This window comes from Streptomyces sp. PT12, from assembly GCF_003311645.1.
Lineage (GTDB): Bacteria > Actinomycetota > Actinomycetes > Streptomycetales > Streptomycetaceae > Streptomyces.
On the sequence record NZ_QEST01000051.1, the window covers coordinates 13,048 to 33,975 of the forward strand.

The window sequence follows — 20,928 nt, forward strand, 5'->3', positions numbered from 1 at the left end:
GGGGGCCGGCCGTGGCTCCTCCGCGACCCGCGGCCGACCCGCTCGGCCGCCCTCCCCCGATGAGGCGGCCGAGTGCGCCCGAGCCTGTCAGCCCGCGATAAACATCTGATGGACGAGCGGGCCGAAAGTGGACGACTCGGTGGCTCAGACGCCCACGGAGCCCAGGAGGTTCCGCACTTCCGCGGCTTCTGTGCTGCCCAGCTTCTCGAACGCGGTCAGCGCCTGCTGCCAGCACGCCCTGGCACGGCCCGGCTGGCCCACGGCGTCAAGCGCCCGGCCCAGCACGGTGAGCGCGCGGGCCTGCATCCACTCGTTGCCGACGTCCCTGAACTGGGCGACCGCGCGCTCCGCGAGCGCCGCCGAACCGTCGGGCGCGTCCGTGCCGAGCGTGGCCTCGGCCATGCGGATGTACGTCATGCCGACCCACACCCGCTGACGGTTCTCCTCGAAGCCCGCGAGCGCCGCCGACAGCTCGTCGAAGGCCGCGACATGCTCGCCCGCCGCGGTCAGCAACACCCCGAGCGCATAGTGCCCGTTGGCCAGCCTGAGGCTCGAACCCAGCTCCACGTAGCGGTCGATGGCCTCCCTGGCCAGCCGCACCGCGAGCTCGTGCTCGCCGAGCGAGGAGTGCGCCCGCGACAGATTGGTCAACGCGCTGGCCTCGCCCGCCCTGTTGCCGTCGCGGCGGAAGGCGGCCAGGGCGTACTCCAGGTACTCGACGGCGTCCGCGTACCGCTGGCGGTGGAACGCGATGCCGCCGCGCTCGTTGGGCGCCATGCAGGAGGACACCGGGTCGTTGGCCTCAAGGCCGAGCAGGTGCGCGTGGCGCGCCTGCTCCTCGGCCTCGTCAAGGCGCCAGGCGAGGTTGTAGGCGTGGGTGAGGGCGAGGCGGACGCGGCCCTCGACGAGCGGGTCCGTCGAGCGGCGCGCGGCGTCGAGGACGGTGAGCGCCGCCTGCTCGAACTGCCGGGAGAACGTGCCGGATTCGTCGAGGTCGCGCGCGGCGAGCAGCAGGTCGGTGCAGGCGCGCAGCGTCTCGCCTTCGGCCTGCTGGCGCACGCACGCCAGCAGGCAGTCGGCCTCGGCGAACAGCCAGTCGAGCGCGGCGTGCGGCTCGGCGAAGCCAAGACCCGGGCTCGCGGTGGGGGCGAGGTGGTCGGGGAGGCGGTCGCCGGGGCGCTGGACGGCGTAGACCCGTGCGGTGGTGGCGAGGTAGAAGTCGAGCAGGCGGGCGAGCGCGGCGCCGCGCTCGGCGGGGGGCTGCTCGTCGCGCTCGGCGCAGGCGCGGGCGAAGAGGCGGACCAGGTCGTGGAAGCGGTAGCGCCCGGGGGCGGCCGACTCAAGGAGCGAGGTGTCGACCAGCGTCTCCAGGAGGTGTTCGGTGTCGGCCGGGTCGCGGCCGAGCAGGGCGCCCGCGGCGGCGAGCGAGATGTCGGGCCCGTCGGCCAGGCCCAACAGGCGGAAGGCACGGGCCTGTTCGCGCTCCAGCTGGCCATAGCCCAGCTCGAACGTGGCCTTGACGGCCTGGTCGCCCGCCTGGAGCTCGTCGAGGCGGCGGCGCTCGTCGCTGAGCTTGCGCGCCAGGGTGGCCACGGTCCAGGTGCGGCGCGTGGCCAGGCGCGAGGCGGCGATGCGGATGGCCAGGGGCAGGAAGCCGCACGCGGCGACGACGTCCATCGCGGCGTTGCGCTCGGCGTTGACGCGCTCGGGCCCGACGATGCGCGTGAAGAGGGTCAGCGCCTCCTCGGGGCTCATCACGTCGAGGTCGACGAGGTGCGCCCCCGCCAGGTCGACCATGCGCACCCGGCTCGTGATGAGCGTGGCGCAGCCCGGCGTGCCGGGCAGCAGGTGCCGCACCTGGGCGGCGTCGCGGGCGTTGTCGAGCAGCGTGAGCACGCGGCGGCCGTCGAGCAACGAGCGGTAGAGGGCGGCGCGTTCGTCCAGGGTCTCCGGTATGCCGGTGTCCTGCTGGCCGAGCGCCCGCAGGAACGCGCCCAGCACGGCGGCCGGATCGGACGGCGCGGCGCCCGCGCCCTGGAGGTCGACATAGAGCTGGCCGTCGGGGAAGTGCTCGCGTGCGGCGTGCGCGACCTGCACGGCCAGCGTCGTCTTGCCGACGCCGCCGATCCCCGCCACCGCCGACACGGCCATCACCCGCCCTTCGGCGGAGGCCAGCTGGGCGCCCAGCTCGGCGACGAACGCCTTGCGCCCGGTGAAGTCGGGTACGGCGGCCGGGAGTTGCGCGGGGCGGACGACGGGGATGGCCGACGCGGACTGCTGCGTGGGCTGGTTGAGCGTGGTGTCGGCGTTGAGGATGCGCTGCTGGAGGTCGGACAGCTCGGGCCGTGGCTCGACGCCGAGCTCGTCGATGAGCAGCCTGCGGGCGTCGGCGTAGACGGCCAGGGCCTCGGCCTGCCTGCCGCTGCGGTAGAGCGCGAGCATCAGCAGCTCGCGCAGCCGCTCCCGCAGCGGGTGAGCGGTCGTCAGGGCGGTCAGCTCGGAGACGGACTCGGCGTGCAGCCCCGACTGGATGCCGACGTCGAGGCGCGCCTCGCGCAGCAGGAGGTGCTGCTCGGCCAGCCGGTCGCGCTCCATCTCCGACTCGTGCCCCGGCATGCCGCCGAGCGCCTCGCCGTCCCACAGCGCCAGGGCCTTGCCGTACAGGTCGTGCGCGCGGGGCAACTCGCCCGTGGCCGCGGACTTCTCGGCCTCCGCGGTCAGCTTGGCGACGGTGTCGAGGTCGAACTCGTCGAAGGGGCCAAGGCGCAACGCGTAGCCGCCCAGGTCGGTGACCAGCACCTCCGAGCGCGGCGCGAGGGAGCGGCGCAGCCGGGAGGCGTAGGTGCGCAGCGCGGCGACGGCCTGCTGCGGCGGGTCCGCGCCCCACAGCGCGGTGACCAGCTCCTGCGCGGTGGCGGTGCGGCCGCGGCGGAGCAACAGGGCGGCGAGGAGGGCCCGTTGCTGAGGCGACCCTGAGGCCAGTGGTCTCTCCCCGAGCCAGGCGCGCACCGGACCGAGCACGGCGAAACGCAAGGCAGGCGTGTGACCCCCCGTGGTCCCCTCACCAACGGCCATGGCGTCCTCTGCTTTACCAATTCAACGTATGGGGCGCGAACGTTGGAGTCTATCCGTGCGGGCCTGCCCCGAGAAAGACCGGGTTCGTCATCGCGGCCATCGGTCCTGGGACGCCGGGCGCGCCGCCCTCGGGGGCCGGGTGCCTGACCTGGGCGCGGACCCAGGTGGCGTGACGCGGCGTCGTCCGCCAGGTCACCTCGCCCTCGCCCGGGGCGCGTCGAGCCGTTCGCCGACGCCCGCGCGGCGGATGCGGCGCGCGTGGTGGGCGAACGCGCCGTCGCGCCCCACAGGCCCTCCCACGCCCCGTGCCCTGCCGGGGTGTTGTGCTCGGTGGTGACGACGAAGTCGAGCCCACCGGCGCGCGCGGCCGCGGCGACCTCGGCGGGCGTGCGCCGCCCGTCCGAGTACACCGTGTGGAGATGGCAGTCGCCCCGGTACCAGCCGCGGCCCCGGCCCGCCGCGCGCCGGGCGGCACATGGACCGGCAGGTACACGAAGTCGGGGGCGCCGGGGGCGAGATGGCCGCGGAGGGTGCGCGTCTGCCGCGTGCCCTCGGCCGCCTGAGCGAATTCCACCGGCGCCAGGGCGGGCCCCGGGTGAGGCGCGATCCACGGGCGACGCCGTGTTCTGGTGTTCGTCCCGCTCTTATCCTCGGAGGCATGACTACGAGCGCGCAGGAACCGACGTCCGGACCCGCCCCCGCGGACCGTCCGACGGCCAACGCGATGCGGCGGGCGCTGCGCCGGGCCGAGGAGGGCGTCGCGCTTGACGTGGCCGAGGCCGCGGTGCTGCTCCAGGCGCGCGGCGCCGACCTCGAACGGCTCGCGGCGGCCGCCGCCCGGGTGCGGGACGCGGGGCTCGAGGCCGCGGGGCGACCGGGTGTGATCACGTTCTCCAAGAAGGTGTTTATTCCGCTGACCAGGCTCTGCCGTGACCGCTGTCACTACTGCACCTTTGTGACCGTGCCGGGGAAGCTTCGGGCGGCGGGGCATGGGATGTTCCTCTCCCCCGACGAGGTGGTGGACATCGCGCGGCGTGGCGCCGAGATGGGCTGCAAGGAGGCGCTGTTCACGCTGGGCGACCGGCCAGAGGCGCGCTGGCCCGAGGCGCGCGCGTGGCTCGACGCGGCCGGGTACGACTCGACGCTCGCGTATCTGCGCGCGATGGCCGTGCGGGTGCTCGAGGAGACGGGGCTGCTGCCGCACCTCAACCCCGGGGTGATGTCCTGGACCGACTTCCAGCGCCTCAAGCCCGTCGCGCCCTCGATGGGCATGATGCTGGAGACCACCGCGACGCGCCTGTGGTCCGAGCCGGGGGGCCCGCACCACGGCTCGCCCGACAAGGAGCCCGCCGTGCGGCTGCGGGTGCTCGAGGACGCGGGGCGTTCCAGCGTTCCGTTCACCTCGGGCATCCTCATCGGCATCGGCGAGACCTACGAGGAGCGCGCCGACTCGGTGTTCGCGCTGCGCAAGGTCGCGCGCGCCTACCGGGGCGTCCAGGAGGTCATCGTGCAGAACTTCAGGGCCAAGCCCGACACCGCGATGCGCGCCATGCCCGACGCCGGGCTGAGCGAGCTGGCCGCCGCGGTGGCCGTGACCCGGCTGCTCCTTGGCCCGGCGGCCCGGGTGCAGGCGCCGCCCAACCTGGTGGACGACGAGTACGCGCTGCTGATCCGCGCGGGCATCGACGACTGGGGCGGCGTCTCGCCGCTGACCCCCGATCATGTCAACCCCGAGCGCCCCTGGCCCCACCTGGACGATCTCGCCGCGCGCACCGCCGAGTCGGGCTTCACGCTGCGCGAACGCCTCACGATCTACCCCGAGTTCATCGCGCGCGGCGAGCCCTGGCTCGACCCCAGACTGCTGCCGCACGTCACGGCCCTTGCCGACCCCGAGACCGGCCTGGCCCGCGAGGACGCGATCCCGCGCGGCCTGCCCTGGCAGGAGCCCGACCGGCCGCTGACCGCGACGGGCCGGACGGATCTGCACCGTTCGATCGACACCGAGGGGCGCACGGGCGACCGGCGCGCCGACTTCGACGAGGTCTACGGCGACTGGACCGAGCTGGCGCTGCGGGCCGAGCCCGGCATGGCGGCCGAGCCGGGCGCGCGCGTGGAGCGCCTTGACGGCGAGGTGCGCTCCGCGCTCGCCGTCGCCGCCGACGACCCGACGCGGCTGACCGACGACCAGGCGCTCGCGCTCCTGCACGCCGACGGGCCCGCGCTCGACGCGCTGTGCCGCGTCGCCGACGACCTGCGGCGCTCGGCCGTCGGCGACGAGGTCACCTATGTCGTCACCCGGAACATCAACTTCACCAACGTCTGCTACACCGGCTGCCGCTTCTGCGCCTTCGCGCAGCGCCGCACCGACGCCGACGCCTACACCCTCTCCCTCGACCAGGTCGCCGAACGGGCCGCGCAGGCATGGGAGGTGGGCGCCGTCGAGGTGTGCATGCAGGGCGGCATCCACCCCGACCTGCCGGGCGACGCCTACTTCGACATCGTGCGGGCCGTCAAGGAGCGCGCGCCCGGCATCCACGTCCACGCGTTCTCGCCCATGGAGGTCGTCAACGGCGCCTCGCGCACCGGGATGTCGATCCGCGACTGGCTGACCGCCGCGCGCGAGGCCGGGCTCGACTCGATCCCCGGCACCGCGGCCGAGATCCTGGACGACGACGTCCGCTGGATCCTCACCAAGGGCAAGCTGCCGACGAGCACCTGGATCGAGGTGGTGACCACGGCGCACGAGCTGGGCCTGCGCTCCTCGTCCACGATGATGTACGGGCACGTCGACCAGCCGCGCCACTGGCTCGGCCACCTGCGGACGCTGGCCGGGATCCAGCGGGCGAACGAGGAGAAGGGCGTCGAGGGCTTTACCGAGTTTGTGACGCTGCCGTTCATCCACACCAACGCCCCCGTCTACCTGGCCGGGATCGCCCGCCCGGGGCCCACCCACCGCGACAACCGCGCGGTCACCGCGATGGCCCGCCTGCTGCTCCACCCGCACATCCGGAACGTCCAGACGAGCTGGGTCAAGCTGGGCACTGAGGGCGCGGCCCAGATGCTGCGCTCGGGGGCGAACGACCTGGGCGGCACGCTGATGGAGGAGACCATCTCGCGCATGGCGGGCTCGGCCTACGGCTCCTACCGCTCCGTGGGCGATCTGCGGGCCATCGCCGAGGCGGCGGGCCGCCCGTCCCGGCTGCGCACGACGCTCTACCGCGAGGTGCCGCCCGAGCGCGAGGCGGCGGCGCTGGCCGCGGACGGGCGCCTGCCGCGGCTGCTGCCCGTGCTCCCAGGGGCGGGAGCGTGACGGCCCCGGTCGGCGGCGCGCTGTGGGGGCGCGCCGAGCAGCAGGACTTCCGCGCCCGGGTGCGCGGCTGCCTGCTCGGCGGGGCGATCGGGGACGCGCTGGGCGCGGGGATCGAGTTCGCTTCGCTCGCCGAGATCACCGAGGCGCACGGGCCCTCGGGGGTGACCGACTATGTCGAGGCATACGGGCGGCGCGGGGCGGTGACGGACGACACGCAGATGACGCTGTTCACCGTGGACGGGCTGATCCGCGCGCACGTCCGCCGCGACACGGGCGCGTGGCACCCGCCGACGGATGTGCACGCGGCGCACCGGCGGTGGTTCCGCACGCAGCACGAGTGGGGCCCGGACGAACGGCGGGCGGGGGACGGCTGGTTGGCGCGCGAGGAGTGGCTCTACGCGCGGCGTGCGCCGGGCCGGGCGTGCCTGAGCGGCCTCGGCGACGACGTGATGGGCACGGTGGACCGGCCCAAGAACCCCGAATCCAAGGGCTGCGGCACGGTGATGCGCTCGGCGCCTTTCGGGCTGCTGGTGGGCTGGGAGCCGCAGCTGGTCTTCCAGCTGGCCGTCGAGTGCGCGGCCCAGACCCACGGGCACCCGACGGGCATCCTGGCGGCGGGCGCGTTCGCCGCGATCGTGCACGCGCTCGTGCGCGGTGAGGACCTGGACGCGGCGGTGCAGAAGGCGCTGGTCCAGCTGGCGACGCGGCCCGGGCACGAGGAGACGGCGGAGGCGCTCAAGAAGGCGCTCGGCGCGGTGCGTCAGGGGCTGCCGAGCCCCGAGCGCGTGGAGTCGCTCGGCGAGGGCTGGACGGCCGAGGAGTCCCTGGCGATCGCGGTGTACTGCGCGCTGGTGGCCGAGGACATGCGCCACGGCCTGCTCCTCGCGGTCAACCACGGCGGCGACTCCGACTCCACGGGCGCGATCTGCGGCAACCTGCTGGGCGCCCTGCACGGCGAAACGGCGTTGCCTCCGGCATGGCTGGCCGAGGTCGAGGGCCGCGCGACGATCCTGGAGCTCGCGGACGACTTCGCGATGGAGATGACCCAGGGCCCGGCCCTGCACGGCCCCGCGGACTCGGCCCACGTCTGGCTGGCGCGTTACCCGCGGGGGTAGGCCGCGGCGCTTGGGTGGCCGCGGCGCTCAGCGGTGGTGGTTGCGGCGCTCAGCGGTGGTGGTTGCGGTGCGTGGGCGGGTGCGGCGGTGTGGGTGGGCGCCCCTCCTCCGCCGAAGGCGGCGGGGCGGCAGGGCCCGCCGCCCCGAAACCATGGACAAGGGCCAGGTCAGCTCGCCTTCTTGGCGAGTTCGGCGAGGAACCGCGGCACTCGGCCGGCACCGAAGTCGTAGAACCGCGCCCACCGCGGCTCGACCGCGATGCGCGCCATCCGGTCGTACATGGCCCGGCAGTTCCGCTCGAACTCGGCCGCGTACTCGGCGTCGAAGTTCTTCCGCGCGGCCGCGAGGTACTCCGGCACCACCCCGTCGACGATGGTGAGGTGCGCGACGCCGCGCACCGACAGCGTCTTGGCCGAGCCGGGGCTGTCGCCCGCGTCGATGGTCAGGGCGACCTCGGGACGGGCGGACAGCGCTCTCACCTTGGGCGCCGTGTCGGCGGTGGACATGACGATCTCGTCGCCGGTCCAGAAGAACCCGACCGGGATGACGCGTGGCCGTCCGTCGAGTCCGTTGTAGGCCAGCCGCGCCATCGACGCCTGGCTCAACAGCTCGTGGGCGTCGGCCAGTTCCTGTGCGATCCGCTCGGGGTCCATGACGCGTCGTCCTTCACTGTCGCGCGGCCACCCGTGGCCGCGTCGCCGTATCCTCGCCCACGGTACCCCTGCCGCGCCCGCTCCCCGCCGCCATCGGCGGCGGGGAGCGGGGCGGGTGCGGCACGGCCTTCCGGTCACGCGGCGGCAGGGCCCGCTGCCCCGCAGGAGGCGCGGACCCTCAGCGTCGGCTGCATCACCACCTGGCGCGCGGGCAGCGGGCCAGGTGCCAGCAGGCGGTCGAGCAGGAGGTGCGCCGCCTGCTCGCCCAACTGCCGCTTGGGCGGCGCCACCGCCGTGAGCGGCACCTCGGCGAGCGCCGCGAACTCGTCGTCGTACGCGATCAGCGCCATGTCGTCGGGCGTGTGCAACCCCCGCGCCCGCAGCCGTCGCAGCAGCTCGATCGCGTCGTGGTCGGAGCGCACGAGCGCCGCCCGCGCCCCGCTCGCCACGCAGCGGTCGACGAACGTGTCGTACTGCCGCGCCTCCTGACGTGAGCCCGACGGCGGTCCTCCGCTGTTCACCACGGGCGCCGAAGGGTCGAGCCCGAGCCGCGCGACCGCGTGGGCGTGCCCCTGGGCCATGAGCGGCGCGGTCGGGCTGCTGGTCAGGTGGCATGCGACCGGTCGTGCCCGAGCGCGCGCAGGTGGTCCACCGCCCGGTACGCGCCCTGCCGGTGGTCGGAGACCACGAACTCGCAGGGCTCATACGGATCTTCAGGGTGCCGTTCCATCAGCACGAACGGCTTCCCCGTCGCCCGCGGTCGCTCCGGCGTCGCCTCGGGCACGTAGTGGCCGTTCGCCGAGGCGATCAGCAGCCCGTCGGCGCCCGACGCGCACAGCTCGTCGATCTGCTCGAGGTCGCGCGTCGGCGCGTAGTCCGTCAGCCCGATCACGATGCGCGCCCCGCGCGGTGCCGCCACGGCCCTGACGCCGTCGACCACGTTGGGGTAGTCGACCCCGTTGGGGTAGTAGTACGTCGCCGACGGCACGAGAAGGCCGAGCGTCGGGCCCTCACCGTCCGCGAACACCGGCTCGTGGCGCGGCTCGTGGCGCGACTCCTCCGCGGGCGCCGCCGTGATCGCCCCGCCGCGCACCTTGGTCAGGGGCCCGAGCGCCGCGAGCTCGGCGAGATCGCGTCTGATCCTTCCGGCCGACACCCCGAAGCGGGCGGCGAGGGAGGAGTTCCGCGACCTGGCCGAGCGGGTGCGCGACGAGCACCCCGGCGTCAGCCTCTCCACCGTCCAGGCCAGCGAAGCGGCCCTGATCGCCGGGCTCGCCTGGCAGGCGGGCGCCGACTGGTTCGACACCTCGACCGGCACCTGGCGCGTCGACATCGCCGATGAGCCGAGCCTCGCCATGGCGGGCTACTGGGACGAGCTGATCACCGAGGGCCTGGTGGTCAACGAGCCGCTCTACTCCGAGAGCCACGTCACCGACATCCAGCAGGGGCGTTCCCTCACCCTCATCGGCGGCCCCTGGTCGGCTGGCTACATCTCCCGCTTCGTACCCGAGATGGCGGGCCGTTGGGGCGTCGCGCCGATCCCCGTGTGGGACGAGCCCGTGGTGGGGAACTACGGCGGATCCGTCATGGCGCTGCCCGAGGGCGCGCCGCACCCGGACGCCGCCATGGAGTTCGCCCGCTGGGTCTCCACCTCGCCCGACGCGGTCGCCGCGGCGGCCCCGGCCTCCACCGGGTTCCCCGCCAACACGACCCTGACCGAGGTCTGGGGCGAGGAGACCGAGCGGGCCAACGCGTTCGTTCAGGCATGGATCTGCCCCGGGTCGTCTCCGAAGCCGCCGCGACCGTGGACCCCTCGTGGGAGTGGGGTCCCTCGATGGCCGAGGGATTCAACCGGCTCGACGACGAGATCGTCGCGCGCGCTGGCACCCCGGGCGGCATCCAGGAGGCGCTGCGCCGCTGGCAGGACGTCACCGTCGACCTCATGCGGCAGCGCGGCTTCGAGGTCGACGACTGACCGGGCCGCCCTCCGCGGGCACCCACGGACCACGCATGGACCACGCATGGACCACGCATGGACCACGCATGGACCACGCACGGACGGAAGCACCCCTACGGACGGGAACACCCCCATGGCATCGCTCACCACGGCCAGGGCCCGCGAACGCCGCAACGGCGTACTGCTGCTGCTCGGACCGTTCTTCCTGCTCTTCTTCTTCACCTACCTGGCGCCGCTGCTCTACGCCGTTGGCCTCAGCCTCTTCCGTGACAGCTTCGACGGCATCGGCTGGGAGGGGCCGCGCAAGGTCTTCGCGGGGTTCGGCAGCTACCACCGCGCCCTCACCGACGAGGTGTTCCTGAAGGGCACGGGGCGCGTGCTGGTCTACGGCCTGATCTATCTCCCGCTGCTGGTCGCGCTCTCCGCCGCGCTCGCCCTGCTGCTCGACAGCGCCCTGACCATGGCGCGCCGCTTCTTCTCCACCGTGCTGTTCCTGCCGCACGTCGTGCCGGGGCTGATCGCGGCGATCGTCTGGGCCTACCTCTACACCCCGGGGCTGAGCCCGGTGATCGACGTCCTCGACGGGCTGGGCGCCGAGGTCGACTTCCTCAACGGCGGCGCGGTGATGTTCTCGCTCGTCAACATCGCGCTGTGGCAATCGCTCGGCTTTAACGTCGTGTTCGTCTATGTCGCGCTCCAGGCCGTGCCGCGTTCGACGGTCGAGGCGGCGCGCCTCGACGGCGCGGGCGAGGTGCGCACCGCGCTCGACGTCAAGCTGCCGCAGGTGCGCGCGGCGGTCTTCGTGGCCGCGCTCTGTACCATGCCCGGGCACAATGCGGGGGTGCCCCAACGACACGTACCCGACGAGCAGCCGCTGACCGGCGGGAACGCCAGCGCCGGGGTGGTGCGGGTCGGCGACACTGTGCGCAGGCCCGCTGGCCCCTGGACGCCCGCGGTGCACGCGGTGCTCGACCACCTGCGCGCGGTGGGCTACCGGGCGGCGCCGCGCGCGCTCGGCCTGGACGAACGCGGCCGCGAGGTGCTGACGTTCGCCCCGGGGGCCACCGTGTGGCCCGAGCGCTTCGGGCTGCTCGAACCTGAGGGGCGGCTGGTCCATGTGGCGCGGCTGATCCGGGAGTTCCACGACGCGATGGCCGCGTTCACCCCGCCGCCCGACGCGCGCTGGCAGGTGCTGATCCCCGCGCCCGGCGCGCCCGGCGCGCGTGGCGAGTCCGGCGCGCGTGGCGAGTCCGGTGAGTTCGGTGAGCCCGGGTTGATCGTTCACCATGACCTCGCGCCCTGGAACCTGGTGCTCGACGAGGCCACCGACGCCTGGACGTTCATCGACTGGGATCTCCTCGCGCCCGGCACGCGCCTGTGGGATCTGGCCTATGCGGCCCGCGGGTTCGTGCCCCTCACCGGCCTTCCGGGCTTTGGGCGCGACGAGGGCGCGGAGGCGGCCCGCCTGCGCCGTTTCGTCGACGCCTACGGCCTGGCGGGGGAGGCCGAACGCCGGGCGCTCGTGCCCTTGGTCGCCGCCCGCTCGCGCGCCATGCATGACTTTCTGCGCGCCGGGCGCGAACAGGGGCGCGAGCCCTGGGCCACCCTGTGGCGCGAGGGGCACGGGGCGGCGTGGCGCGGCGACGCGGAGCACGCGGAGCGGCGGGCGGCGGCGTGGACCGGGGCGCTGCTGGACTGAACGGTTCCCGGGGCCGGTTCTTTGGCAGTATGGCGGGGTCGGCCGGACGACCGTTCCGCACCCTTCATATCCCCAGGGGGGACATGTCAGACCACAACCCCTTCGCCCCGCCGCCCCCGGGCGGCCAGCCGGGCCCCCGGCCCGACGGCTACCCGCCGCCGGGCCACTACGGCCAGCCGCCGGGCCACTACGGCGCCCCGGGGTTCGCGTACGACCCGGCCGCGCCGTTCGGCTACGACCGGTTCGGGCGGCCCTACTCGGAGAAGTCCAAGGTCGTCGCGGCGCTGTTCCAGCTCCTCCTCGGCATATTCGGCGCGGGCCGCTGGTACACCGGGCACATCGGCATGGCGATCGCCCAGCTGCTCACGCTGGGCGGCTGCGGGCTCTGGGCCTTCATCGACGGCATCCTCTTCCTGGTCAAGGACGACCGCACGGACGGCGCGGGCCGCGTGCTGAGGAGCTGACGGGCCGATGGGGACGACGGAACGGGGGGCGCCTGGGGCGTTCCGCGGGCGCGCGGGTCGGCTCTCGCACCCGGCCGCGCCGCCGCTGGCCACGCTCGCCGCCGGTGTCGTGGGGGCCGTGTACCTGTGGGGGGCCGACCCGCACGAGGGCGGGACGCTGCTGCCGCGCTGCCCGTTCAACTGGGCCACGGGCCTTGACTGCCCCTCGTGCGGCGCCACCCGCATGTGCTACGACCTGCTGCACGGCGACCTGGCCGCCGCGTGGGCCGACAACCCCGTGCTGCTGCTCGTGGGCGTCCCGCTGCTCGGCTGGCTGGGCGGGCGCTGGCTGGTGGAGGGGCTGCGTGGGCGCCGCTACCGGCCGCGTTTCGCCCGGCTGCCCACGGCGGCGCTGCTCGCGGTGGCGGTGGTGTGGGGCGTGGCGCGCAACATCGCCGGGTAGCACGGCCGTTGGGCCGCGGCCGTTCGTCTCACGAGGATGCGCCTCACGAGGATGCGCCTCATGAGGGAACGACCGGGCAGGCCTCGTACGCGAAGATCGCCGCCCGGGTGCGGTCGCGCGGGCCGAGCTTGACCAGGGCGCGGTTCACATGGGTCTTGATCGTGGACTCGGCGAGGACGAGCCGGGTCGCGATCTCCGCGTTGGACAGCCCCAGCGCGGGGTCGGGCGGGTGCGCGAGATCGGGCGGGCGCGTGAGGTGGCATGGTCGTGAGGTCGGGCGGGCGTGAGGTCGTGAGGTCGTGAGGAGAGGAGTGGGGCGATGGGCGAGGGTGGCGTGTACGAGGCGTTCGACGAGCGGTTCCGCACGGGGCGGTGCGACCTCGGGGACCGGCGTCTTGAGACGCTGTACGAGGGGTGCCGCTGGGCGGAGGGGCCGCTGTACGTCCCGGCCGGGCGCTATCTGCTGTGGAGCGACATCCCCAACGACCGGCTGCTGCGCTGGGACGAGACGACGGGTGCGGTCGGCGTCTTCCGCTCGCCCGCGGGACATCCCAACGGCAACACCCTCGACCGCGAGGGCCGCCTGATCACATGCGAGCAGGGCAACCGCCGCGTCACGCGCACCGAGCACGACGGGTCGGTCACGGTCCTCGCGAACCGCTACCTGGGTAAGCGCCTCAACAGCCCGAACGACGCCGCCGTCGCCGCCGACGGCGCCGTGTGGTTCTCCGACCCGGACTTCGGCATCGTCTCCGACTACGAGGGGCACCGGGCCGAGAGCGAGATCGGCGCGTGCAACGTCTACCGCGTCGACCCCGCCGACGGCGAGGTGCGTCTCGTGGCCGACGGCTTCGACGGACCCAACGGGCTGGTCTTCTCCGCCGACGGGCGGCGGCTCTATGTCTCCGACAGCCGCGCGAACCACATCCGCTCCTTCGACGTGCGCGAGAACGGCACGCTGTCCGGTGGCGAGGTCTTCGCGGCCTGCACCCTGGGGAGCTTCGACAACATCCGCTTCGACGACGCCGGTCGCCTGTGGGCCGCGGCGATGGACGGCGGCGTCCACTGCTACGACCCCGACGGCACCCTGCTCGGTCGCGTCAAGGTGCCCGAGGTCGTCGCCAACATCCGCTTCGGCGGCCCCCGCCGCAACCGCCTCTTCATCGCCGCCACCACCTCCGTCTACTCCCTGGTCATGAGCGTCACCGGCCTTCCTCCGCTGCCCTGACCGCGCCGCCCGCGATGGCGCCCGCGATGGCGCTCGGGGTGTCCGAGGCGTCCGCGGCGAACGCGTTCACCCCGGTCAGCTCGGCCGAGAGCGCCCACAGCCGCGCCGCCCGCTCGGCGCCCGTGGCGTGCTCGTGGATCCCGGTCCAGGGGTCGGAGGGGTCGACGGGGCTGGCGATGTCGCAGTCCTCGCAGTACACCCCGCCGAGTCCCTTGAGCTGGGGCGAGGTCGCGGCCCAGACCTGGGTCGCGGCGCCCTGCTCCGGGGTCTTGAACGAGGGATTCATGGGATTCCCGTCCGCGTCGATCCAGCCGTACTCGACCATCTCCTCGCGGGGAAGGTGGCGTTGCAGCGGGGTCAGGATCCCACCGGGGTGCAGCGAGAACGCCCGCACCCCGAAGTCCCGGCCCAACGCGTCCAGGTGGGCGGCGAACAGGATGTTCGCCGTCTTGGCCTGCCCGTACGCCTGCCACTTGTCGTAGCCGCGCTCGAAGTGCGGGTCGTCCCAGCGGATGCCCGAGTGCGCGTGCCCACCGGAGGACACGGCCACCACGCGGGCACCGCCGCCGGTGGCGAGGGCGGGCCAGAGCAGATTGACCAGGGCGTGGTGCCCGAGGTGGTTCGTCGCGAACTGGGCCTCCCAGCCCGGGCCGACCCTGGTCTCGGGGCAGGCCATGATCCCGGCGTTGGCGATGAGGATGTCGATCGACCGGCCCGTGGCGAGGAAGCGGGCCGCGAAGTCCCGGACGCTGTCGAGGTCGGCGAGGTCAAGCTCGTCGATCTCCACATGGTCGGCCAGGTCGACCAGGACCTCCTCCGCGAGGGCGCGCCGCCTGGCGGGCACGACGACCCTGGCGCCTGCCCTGACGAGCGCGCGCGTCGTCTCGAGACCGATGCCCGAGTACCCGCCCGTCACCAGGGCGAGCCGCCCGGTCAGGTCGATGCCCCGCAGGACGTCGTCCGCCGTGCTCCTGGCCCCGAAGCCCGAGGAAATGGGGTGCTGTGGTGTCGTGGTGGTCATGTCGGCGACCCTAGGAACTGGAGTGGACTCGATAGCAAGCCCGCCGTGGCCGCCGATGCCACCAGTGACGGCGGCGCGATGGAGCGCCCGGCCCAGGCGGCGGCCCGCGGGGAGGTAGCCGATGAGCGCACCGGTCATGTGCAGCAGGACATCGTCGATGTCGAACGCCCGGCCCTTGACGATCCAGCCCTGCGACAGCTCCACCATCACCATCACGAGCGCCGTGAACAGCGTCACCCGTACCAGGCCGCGTATCCGGGGGAAGAGCATCGGCAGCAGGACGCCGAACGGGACGCCGAGCAGGACGTTCCCGCCTATCTGCCGGACGGTGTCGGCGAGATCGGGCTGGTCCATATACGCGTCGATGGAGGCGCCGGGGCGGAGGTTGGTGTGCACCATGTCCTCGGACCCGGGGGAGGGGACCAGCGTCGCCCGGGCCAGCGCCACGGCGAAGGCGGCCATGCCCACGAGCGCCACCCCGAGCACCATGGCCCGTGCCAGCGAGGCGCCCCAGGTGGAGCGTTGCGGCCATGGCACGCGCGGCGGCCCCTCCTCCTCGGCGGGCGGTGGCGGTGGCGGTGGCGACGGCCAGGGCGGGGGCGGGGGGTCGCCCCTGGCTCCTGCCCTGGTCCACCGGCCCGCGTGGAACGGCGCGAGTCTCGCCATGGTGATCCCCTCGCTCCCTGTCGGTGCACCACCGTGTACTCTCGCTCCGCTCCGCCCAACTCCCGTGCGTGGCAGGCGTGGCAGGCGTGGCAGGCGTAGCGCGCATGGCAGACGTGGCAGGCTTCGTGCACGACTCGACCGGCGCGGCCAGGACGTCCCCACCCCGGCGCTCCTCATGCTGTGACTCAAGGATCCTCCCGATCGAACGGTGAAGAAGTGCTCTCCCCCACTCAGACCACCATCCGTCGCCATATGGTTGCCGTCCGTCACGGAAGAGTCGATTCCCCGGTGAAGAAGCGAGAGAGAAAACCGGTCGGGGATCGGTGGGACACTCATCAGCGATGACGCCCTGACCAGGCACGCGACCGCCGTCTGGGAGGAATGGGCCGGGGCGCGCGTTCGTTTTGCCGAGGGCGCGGCCACCGTTGTCATGGCGCCCGACTCGCGCTTTGCGCCCCCCGGTTGGGCGGGGATCGTCACCCTCGGCACGGCGACCGTCGCCACCGTGCCCACCGAGGCGCAGGCCACGGCACTGCGCCGCGCCGTGGCCGCCCTGCCCACCCCCGCGCTTACCGACCCCGAGGCCCTCGCGGCGGTCCTTCCCTTCGCCGACGTCCTCGGCCCCGCCACCCTCGCCTATGCGCCCGAGGCCGTTCCAGAGGCCCCCCGGGGCGCCCCCGAGGCCGAGGACATCGAGCAACTTCCGCCCGATCACTATGAGGTGCGTTCCCTGCTCGCGGCGGCTGGCCCCGCGGACGCCGGGGAGAGCGGCCTCGCGGACATCACATCGCCCGCGTTCACCGTTCGCGAGGGCGGGCGCGCGGTGGCCGCGGCGGGCTACGTTCTCTGGCCCGCCGCGACCGCCCACCTGTGCGTGCTGACCGCCCCCGACCTGCGCGGCCGCGGCCTCGCCCGCCGCGCCGCCGCCGCGGCCGTCGCCCACGCGCGGTCCGCGCGCCTGCTGCCCCAGTGGCGGGCCAGGCCCGCGGCGTCGCGCCGGGTGGCGGCGGCCCTCGGCTTCCACGAGCTCGGCCGCCAGCTCAGCGTCCGACTCCCTTAGCCCATCGTCTCAGCCCATCGTCTCAGCCCAGCGATCCAGCCTGTTGGTCCGGCTCAACGACCCGGCCCAACGCCCTGGCCATCGACCGAGCCCACGAGCCAGGCCAACGTCCCGGCCCAACGGGTGGCCCGGACGAGGGCCCGTTCACGGCTGGAGCCACCAGGGGCTCGCGTAGGCGACGCCCCAGTCGTTGCATGGGTGCCCTTCGGGTCCCGGCGTCCCGTTGGCCTGTGCCGGGTCGGAGACGCGCAGCACGACCCACGCCCCGTCCTCCACGTCGAGCGGAACGGTGAACTCCGTGACCCGCCCCGACTGCGTCTCGATCACGTCCACGACGGTCGGCGCGTCGCCGCCCGGCCGCAGCACCTGGATGTTCAGCGGCTTGCCCACCCAGTCGGGGCCGCGGTCCAGGTCCACCACGAACGGCACGTCCCCGGCCGCGAGCGGCAGCGTCCCGCCCATGCGCACGCCCCCAGCGGTCGCGTCGAGGCGCAGCCCCGAGAGGCGCGTGGCGAAAAAGCGCCGGGCGCGCATCGCCTCGAACACGCCCGCCCGCGTGTTCTCGGTGACCCACAGGCCGCTGCGGCCCTTGCCCTCGGGGAAGCCCCAGTCCGTGCCGTGCTCGTCGGTCACGCCGCTGAGCCCGGTGCGCCAGCCCGCGTCGAGGCATGCCGCCAGCGGCGACGCGCGCCCGTCGGACCAGCCTTCGAAGAGGTAGTCGTCGGTGCGGTTGAACATCTCGAGGCCGACCACCTGCTCGTGCGCCGCCGCGTCGTGCGCGAAGTTGTCGAACCGCAGGATCTCGCGGCCCGGGTGGTTGAAGCTCGCGATCGCCTGGCGCGCGCCGAGCCAGTCGAAGAAGCCGCCCATCGAGCTCGCGCCGAGCAGATCCACCCAGTCCTCGGTGAACCACACATTGGCGTGCCCGAGCAGCGGGTGCGACCACTCGAAGCCGCGGATGGCGGTGTAACGCCCAGGGTCGTCGGCGGCGTCGGCGAGCTCGCCGGTGCGCGACCACTCGGCGGAGCTGAGCCCTTCGATCGAGAACAGCGTGCTGTGGTCCGTCAGCGCGGCCACGTCGAGGCCCGCGTCCCGCATCGAGGCGAACGCGAGCGCCGGGTCGCCGTCGCCGTCGGACATCACCGTGTGGTTGTGCATGTCGGCGTGGACCAGGGTGGTGGCCAGCGGGTCGTACAGCCGCGAGGCGCGCGAGGCACCGGCCGTCGCGGCCATGGTCCTGGTGGGAGCCGCCTGCGCGCCACCGGTCGCTGCGGCGGCGATCAGTAGCCCGCCCGCGGCGCCGAGCATGGCACGGCGGCTCGGTCCTTCGGCAGGGGTGTGAGGATGCGGATGCGAATGTCTGCCCATGTCAGGCCACTCCAGCATCCTGACAAGAACACGCCAAGAACCCCTCGCCACCCGCACCTGAACACCCTTCGTCCCGCACGCGTCGCGCGTGCACGCCCCGGTGCCCCGCCGCCCACCGGGTAGCGTGTCCGTCCCATGGACAGGGCGCACCAGGCCACCGGGCCGATCGAACCTGGCAAGTTGAACAGGGTGAACGGGCCGAACGAGGCAGGCCAGCCGAGCCCCGACGAACGGCTGCCGGGCGAACGATCGCCCGACGAACGATCGCTGGACAAACGGCCGATGGACCTGGTCGCCTACGAGCGGCGCGTGCGCAACGGCCCCTGCTTCCTGTGCGCGATGGCGGCCGAGGACCCCGCCTACCGCCGCGAGCACGAGGTGATCCACGAGGACGCCGAGCACATGGTGTTCCTCGCGCGGTGGGCCACGCTGCCCGGCACGCTGCTCCTGGCCCCGAAGGCGCACGTCGAGGGCGTGGTGCGCGACCTGGCCGAGGCCGCCTATGCCCGGCTGACGCTGCTGGTGCGGCGCGCGGCGCTCGCGCTCGATGCGGTGCTACGGCCCGAGCGAACGCATCTGCTGTCGCTCGGCAGCCAGCAGGGCAACGCCCATGTGCACTGGCACGTCGCGGGCCTGCCGCGCGGCGTCCCCTATGAACAGCGGCAGTACCACGCCCTCATGGCGGAGAACGGCGTGCTCGAGCCCACGCGCGAAGAGAAGGCCGCGCTGGCCGACCGCCTGAGGGCCGCGTTCCCCGGTCCATAGCCTGGCGGAGCCGATCGGTCAGTTCCTAGAGGTGATCGAGACTGTCCGAACCGATGCGCAACGTGCTCGTCCCGGCATCGACCGGCTCCACCGCGCCGAAGGTCACGGTACGGCTCCACGTCGCGCACAGCGGTCGACCCGCAAACGCTCGCTGTTGCGCACTGCCGAAGCAATGGCGATCAACGTCGAAGGATCAACGGTCGCACCCTCATAGGGAACGCTCAACACCGCGGAGCCCAGCGCGTTCACCCGCCCCCGCGGCCGCGCGGGCAGCACCTGGTCGAGGTGGTCGGCGGCGACCTCGCCGACCCGGACCCTCGCCACCGTCTTCGACGGCGCGGACGCCGCCCACCTGATCACGTTCGACGGCGCCGCCTGGGCTACGGTGAGGCGGTGTCAGTCCAGCACCCGCGGCAGCCGCCCGAGCGACCCGATGTGCCGCCGATCACCGGCGACGACCCCGGCTCGTTCGCCCATGGCGTGCTGGCCACCCGCCACCCCACGCTGATCCGGCAGGTCGCCGACGCGTTCCCCTGGCCGCCCGACCGGCGCCGCGGGCTCGACGCCCTCCTCACCGAGATCACCGAGGGGGTGGTCGAGCCCCTGCCACCCGACGCGCACGACGACCACGCCAGGTGGGAGCGCTGGGGGCGCGAGCACATCGGGCGGACGTGGTACGCCGTGCCGTTCCTGTGGGCCGAGAGCTACTTCTACCGCCGACTCCTCGGCGTCCTTGGCCACTTCGACCCGGGGCCCTGGCACGGCGTCGACCCGTTCGCCCCGGCCAAGGGCGACGAGCTCGGCGGCTCGGCTGTCGCTGCCGAGCTGGCCGCCCTCGACCAGCTCACCGACCGCCCCGCGGACACCGTGGGCCCCGCCCTGCTGCACGCCTCCCTCTGGGGGAACCGCGCCGACCTCGGCTTCCGCATCGACTCCGGCGGCGCCCACGAGCGCGATGGCACCCCCGAACACGGCGACGGCACCCCCGAACACGGGCACGGCACCCGCCAACGCGGCGGCGGCTCCCCGCTCCTCGCCGACGACAGCGCCGCCCTCTGGGCGCTCCTCCCGACGGGCGCCCGCGCCACCGCACATCTCATCGCGGACAATTCAGGTCGCGAGCTGATCCCCGACCTGATCCTGATCGATCACCTCCTCGCCGCCGAACGGGCCGAAACGGTCACTCTGCATGTCAAGCCGTATCCGTACTATGTGTCCGACGCCACCCTGGCCGATGTCGTCGCCGCCCTGCGCCGCCTGGCCTCGGCCCAGGGCTACGCCGCCGCGGCGGGCGCACGCCTGTGGAGCGCGATGGCCACAGGCCGCCTCACCGTCGCCGCCCACCCCTTCTTCTGCGCCCCGCTGCCCTACGACGCCATGCCGGACGACCTGCGCGCCCACCTCGCCACCGCCACCGTGACCGTGCTCAAGGGCGACCTCAACTACCGCCGCCTCGTGGGCGATCGGCTCTGGCCCGCCACCACACCGTTCACCGAGAGGACCGCGCACTTCCCCGGCCCGCTGGTCGCCCTGCGCACCCTCAAGTCCGACGTGATCACCGGCCTGGCCCCGCACACCGTCGCCGCGCTCGACGCCACGGCCGAGCCCTGGCGCACCACCGGCACCCACGCCCTGATCCAGGCGGACACGCGGGAACGCCGCACCCCACGGCCGCGCTGAGCGCCGCCGTCCCTCACCAGTCGCGCCAGCGGTCCGTTATCTCGTGGCGGCCCAGGCCGCGCCGGGCCGCGAGCGCCGCCACGTCGAGGCCGTGCCAGGACAGCACTCCGTCGATGTACGCGCACAACTCCTCTCGCTCCTCCGTCTCGTAGGCGGCCCCGCCGAACTCCTCGTTCACACGGTTCAGCGAGCGGACCACCCGCTCCACCGCCTCGAACCCCCGCGCGTCCGACGGCTCTCTCAGCTCCCCCACCTCCGCGTCGAACGCCGCGAGCACGGCGTCCGTGGCCGTCAGCATCGGCTCGGGGAACAGCTCCACCGCCCATGCGCACGACGGGTCCACCGTGCCCGCCGCCAACCCCCTGGCCTCCTCGGCCACTCGCTCCCGCCACCGCTCGGACGGCTTGACCACCATCATGGGACAG

General features: G+C 73.8%; 17 protein-coding genes and 5 pseudogenes. 11 read left to right on the forward strand and 11 right to left on the reverse strand.

What is annotated here, in order from left to right; genetic code table 11:
* Nucleotides 1-144: 144 nt before the first annotated feature.
* Nucleotides 145-3,075 (reverse strand): BTAD domain-containing putative transcriptional regulator, encoded by a 2,931-nt coding sequence (locus DEH69_RS05185; protein WP_113685696.1) that lies wholly within the window; start codon nt 3,073-3,075, stop codon nt 145-147.
* 296 nt (nt 3,076-3,371) lie between these two features.
* Nucleotides 3,372-3,539, reverse strand: a pseudogene (locus tag DEH69_RS32355) (phosphoesterase); the annotation flags it as partial.
* A 194-nt stretch (nt 3,540-3,733) separates the two neighbouring features.
* On the opposite strand from DEH69_RS32355, the gene DEH69_RS05195 reads away from it, so the two are divergent.
* Together DEH69_RS05195 and DEH69_RS05200 are read left to right on the forward strand one after the other, a co-directional pair.
* Nucleotides 3,734-6,385 (forward strand): bifunctional FO biosynthesis protein CofGH, encoded by a 2,652-nt coding sequence (locus tag DEH69_RS05195; protein ID WP_113685697.1) that lies wholly within the window; start codon nt 3,734-3,736, stop codon nt 6,383-6,385.
* Nucleotides 6,382-7,500, forward strand: a complete 1,119-nt coding sequence (locus tag DEH69_RS05200; protein WP_113685698.1) for an ADP-ribosylglycohydrolase family protein — start codon at nt 6,382-6,384, stop codon at nt 7,498-7,500. Before DEH69_RS05195 ends, DEH69_RS05200 begins: the two co-directional genes overlap by 4 nt.
* A gap of 167 nt (nt 7,501-7,667) precedes the next feature.
* Here DEH69_RS05200 and DEH69_RS05205 read toward each other — a convergent pair whose 3' ends face one another.
* From DEH69_RS05205 to DEH69_RS05215, 3 genes are all read right to left on the reverse strand, one after another.
* Nucleotides 7,668-8,153 (reverse strand): pyridoxamine 5'-phosphate oxidase family protein, encoded by a 486-nt coding sequence (locus DEH69_RS05205; RefSeq protein WP_113685699.1) that lies wholly within the window; start codon nt 8,151-8,153, stop codon nt 7,668-7,670.
* 134 nt (nt 8,154-8,287) lie between these two features.
* Nucleotides 8,288-8,734 (reverse strand): substrate-binding domain-containing protein, encoded by a 447-nt coding sequence (locus DEH69_RS05210; RefSeq protein ID WP_113685700.1) that lies wholly within the window; start codon nt 8,732-8,734, stop codon nt 8,288-8,290.
* Between the two features lie 23 nt (nt 8,735-8,757).
* On the reverse strand, nt 8,758-9,471 hold the full coding sequence (locus DEH69_RS05215) for a DeoR family transcriptional regulator (protein ID WP_369008260.1): 714 nt from the start codon (nt 9,469-9,471) through the stop codon (nt 8,758-8,760).
* Between DEH69_RS05215 and DEH69_RS33560 the strand changes: the two are divergent.
* Nucleotides 9,356-9,748, forward strand: a pseudogene (locus DEH69_RS33560) (sugar ABC transporter substrate-binding protein); the annotation flags it as partial. The gene DEH69_RS05215 and the pseudogene DEH69_RS33560 overlap by 116 nt on opposite strands.
* Here the strand turns inward: DEH69_RS33560 and DEH69_RS31285 are convergent.
* Nucleotides 9,724-9,861: a hypothetical protein gene (locus DEH69_RS31285; RefSeq protein WP_220131188.1), complete on the reverse strand. Its 138-nt coding sequence runs from the start codon at nt 9,859-9,861 to the stop codon at nt 9,724-9,726. The pseudogene DEH69_RS33560 and the gene DEH69_RS31285 sit on opposite strands and share 25 nt — an antisense overlap.
* Before the next feature lie 57 nt (nt 9,862-9,918).
* On the opposite strand from DEH69_RS31285, the gene DEH69_RS31290 reads away from it, so the two are divergent.
* The 4 genes from DEH69_RS31290 (at nt 9,919) to DEH69_RS05240 (ending at nt 12,715) form a co-directional block, all read left to right on the forward strand.
* Nucleotides 9,919-10,128: a hypothetical protein gene (locus DEH69_RS31290; RefSeq protein WP_181727262.1), complete on the forward strand. Its 210-nt coding sequence runs from the start codon at nt 9,919-9,921 to the stop codon at nt 10,126-10,128.
* A 115-nt stretch (nt 10,129-10,243) separates the two neighbouring features.
* Complete coding sequence (locus DEH69_RS32360) at nt 10,244-11,809, forward strand: ABC transporter permease subunit (RefSeq protein WP_258534447.1); 1,566 nt, start codon at nt 10,244-10,246, stop codon at nt 11,807-11,809.
* An 83-nt stretch (nt 11,810-11,892) separates the two neighbouring features.
* Entirely contained in the window at nt 11,893-12,273 is a 381-nt protein-coding gene (locus tag DEH69_RS05235; RefSeq protein WP_113685702.1) for a TM2 domain-containing protein, read from the forward strand.
* A 7-nt stretch (nt 12,274-12,280) separates the two neighbouring features.
* On the forward strand, nt 12,281-12,715 hold the full coding sequence (locus tag DEH69_RS05240; RefSeq protein ID WP_113685703.1) for a DUF2752 domain-containing protein: 435 nt from the start codon (nt 12,281-12,283) through the stop codon (nt 12,713-12,715).
* A gap of 58 nt (nt 12,716-12,773) precedes the next feature.
* On the opposite strand, the pseudogene DEH69_RS05245 reads toward DEH69_RS05240, so the two are convergent.
* Nucleotides 12,774-12,926: pseudogene (locus DEH69_RS05245) on the reverse strand (response regulator transcription factor); the annotation flags it as partial.
* Between the two features lie 108 nt (nt 12,927-13,034).
* On the opposite strand from DEH69_RS05245, the gene DEH69_RS05250 reads away from it, so the two are divergent.
* The gene (locus DEH69_RS05250) at nt 13,035-13,943 is read left to right on the forward strand and encodes an SMP-30/gluconolactonase/LRE family protein (RefSeq protein ID WP_113685704.1); all 909 of its coding nucleotides are present in this window, start codon (nt 13,035-13,037) and stop codon (nt 13,941-13,943) included.
* Between the two features lie 55 nt (nt 13,944-13,998).
* On the opposite strand, the pseudogene DEH69_RS32365 reads toward DEH69_RS05250, so the two are convergent.
* Nucleotides 13,999-14,964 (reverse strand): annotated as a pseudogene (locus DEH69_RS32365) (SDR family NAD(P)-dependent oxidoreductase); the annotation flags it as partial.
* A gap of 123 nt (nt 14,965-15,087) precedes the next feature.
* A pseudogene (locus DEH69_RS33345) lies at nt 15,088-16,062 on the reverse strand (VanZ family protein); the annotation flags it as partial.
* Here DEH69_RS33345 and DEH69_RS05260 point away from each other — a divergent pair.
* Nucleotides 16,061-16,690 carry a GNAT family N-acetyltransferase gene (locus tag DEH69_RS05260; protein WP_181727264.1) on the forward strand — a complete coding sequence of 210 codons (630 nt, stop codon included), beginning with the start codon at nt 16,061-16,063 and terminating at the stop codon, nt 16,688-16,690. The pseudogene DEH69_RS33345 and the gene DEH69_RS05260 sit on opposite strands and share 2 nt — an antisense overlap.
* Nucleotides 16,691-16,834: 144 nt before the next feature.
* Here DEH69_RS05260 and DEH69_RS05265 read toward each other — a convergent pair whose 3' ends face one another.
* The gene (locus tag DEH69_RS05265; RefSeq protein WP_220131189.1) at nt 16,835-17,998 is read right to left on the reverse strand and encodes a CehA/McbA family metallohydrolase; all 1,164 of its coding nucleotides are present in this window, start codon (nt 17,996-17,998) and stop codon (nt 16,835-16,837) included.
* A gap of 249 nt (nt 17,999-18,247) precedes the next feature.
* Here DEH69_RS05265 and DEH69_RS05270 point away from each other — a divergent pair, with 249 nt between their 5' ends.
* Both DEH69_RS05270 and DEH69_RS05275 read left to right on the forward strand, forming a co-directional pair.
* Nucleotides 18,248-18,823 (forward strand): HIT family protein, encoded by a 576-nt coding sequence (locus DEH69_RS05270; protein ID WP_258534448.1) that lies wholly within the window; start codon nt 18,248-18,250, stop codon nt 18,821-18,823.
* Nucleotides 18,824-19,216: 393 nt separating this feature from the next.
* Nucleotides 19,217-20,503, forward strand: coding sequence for a damage-control phosphatase ARMT1 family protein (locus DEH69_RS05275; protein ID WP_113685708.1), 1,287 nt, complete (start codon nt 19,217-19,219; stop codon nt 20,501-20,503).
* 13 nt (nt 20,504-20,516) lie between these two features.
* Here the strand turns inward: DEH69_RS05275 and DEH69_RS05280 are convergent, their stop codons facing one another.
* The gene (locus DEH69_RS05280; RefSeq protein WP_258534449.1) at nt 20,517-20,921 is read right to left on the reverse strand and encodes a hypothetical protein; all 405 of its coding nucleotides are present in this window, start codon (nt 20,919-20,921) and stop codon (nt 20,517-20,519) included.
* Nucleotides 20,922-20,928: the final 7 nt, after the last annotated feature.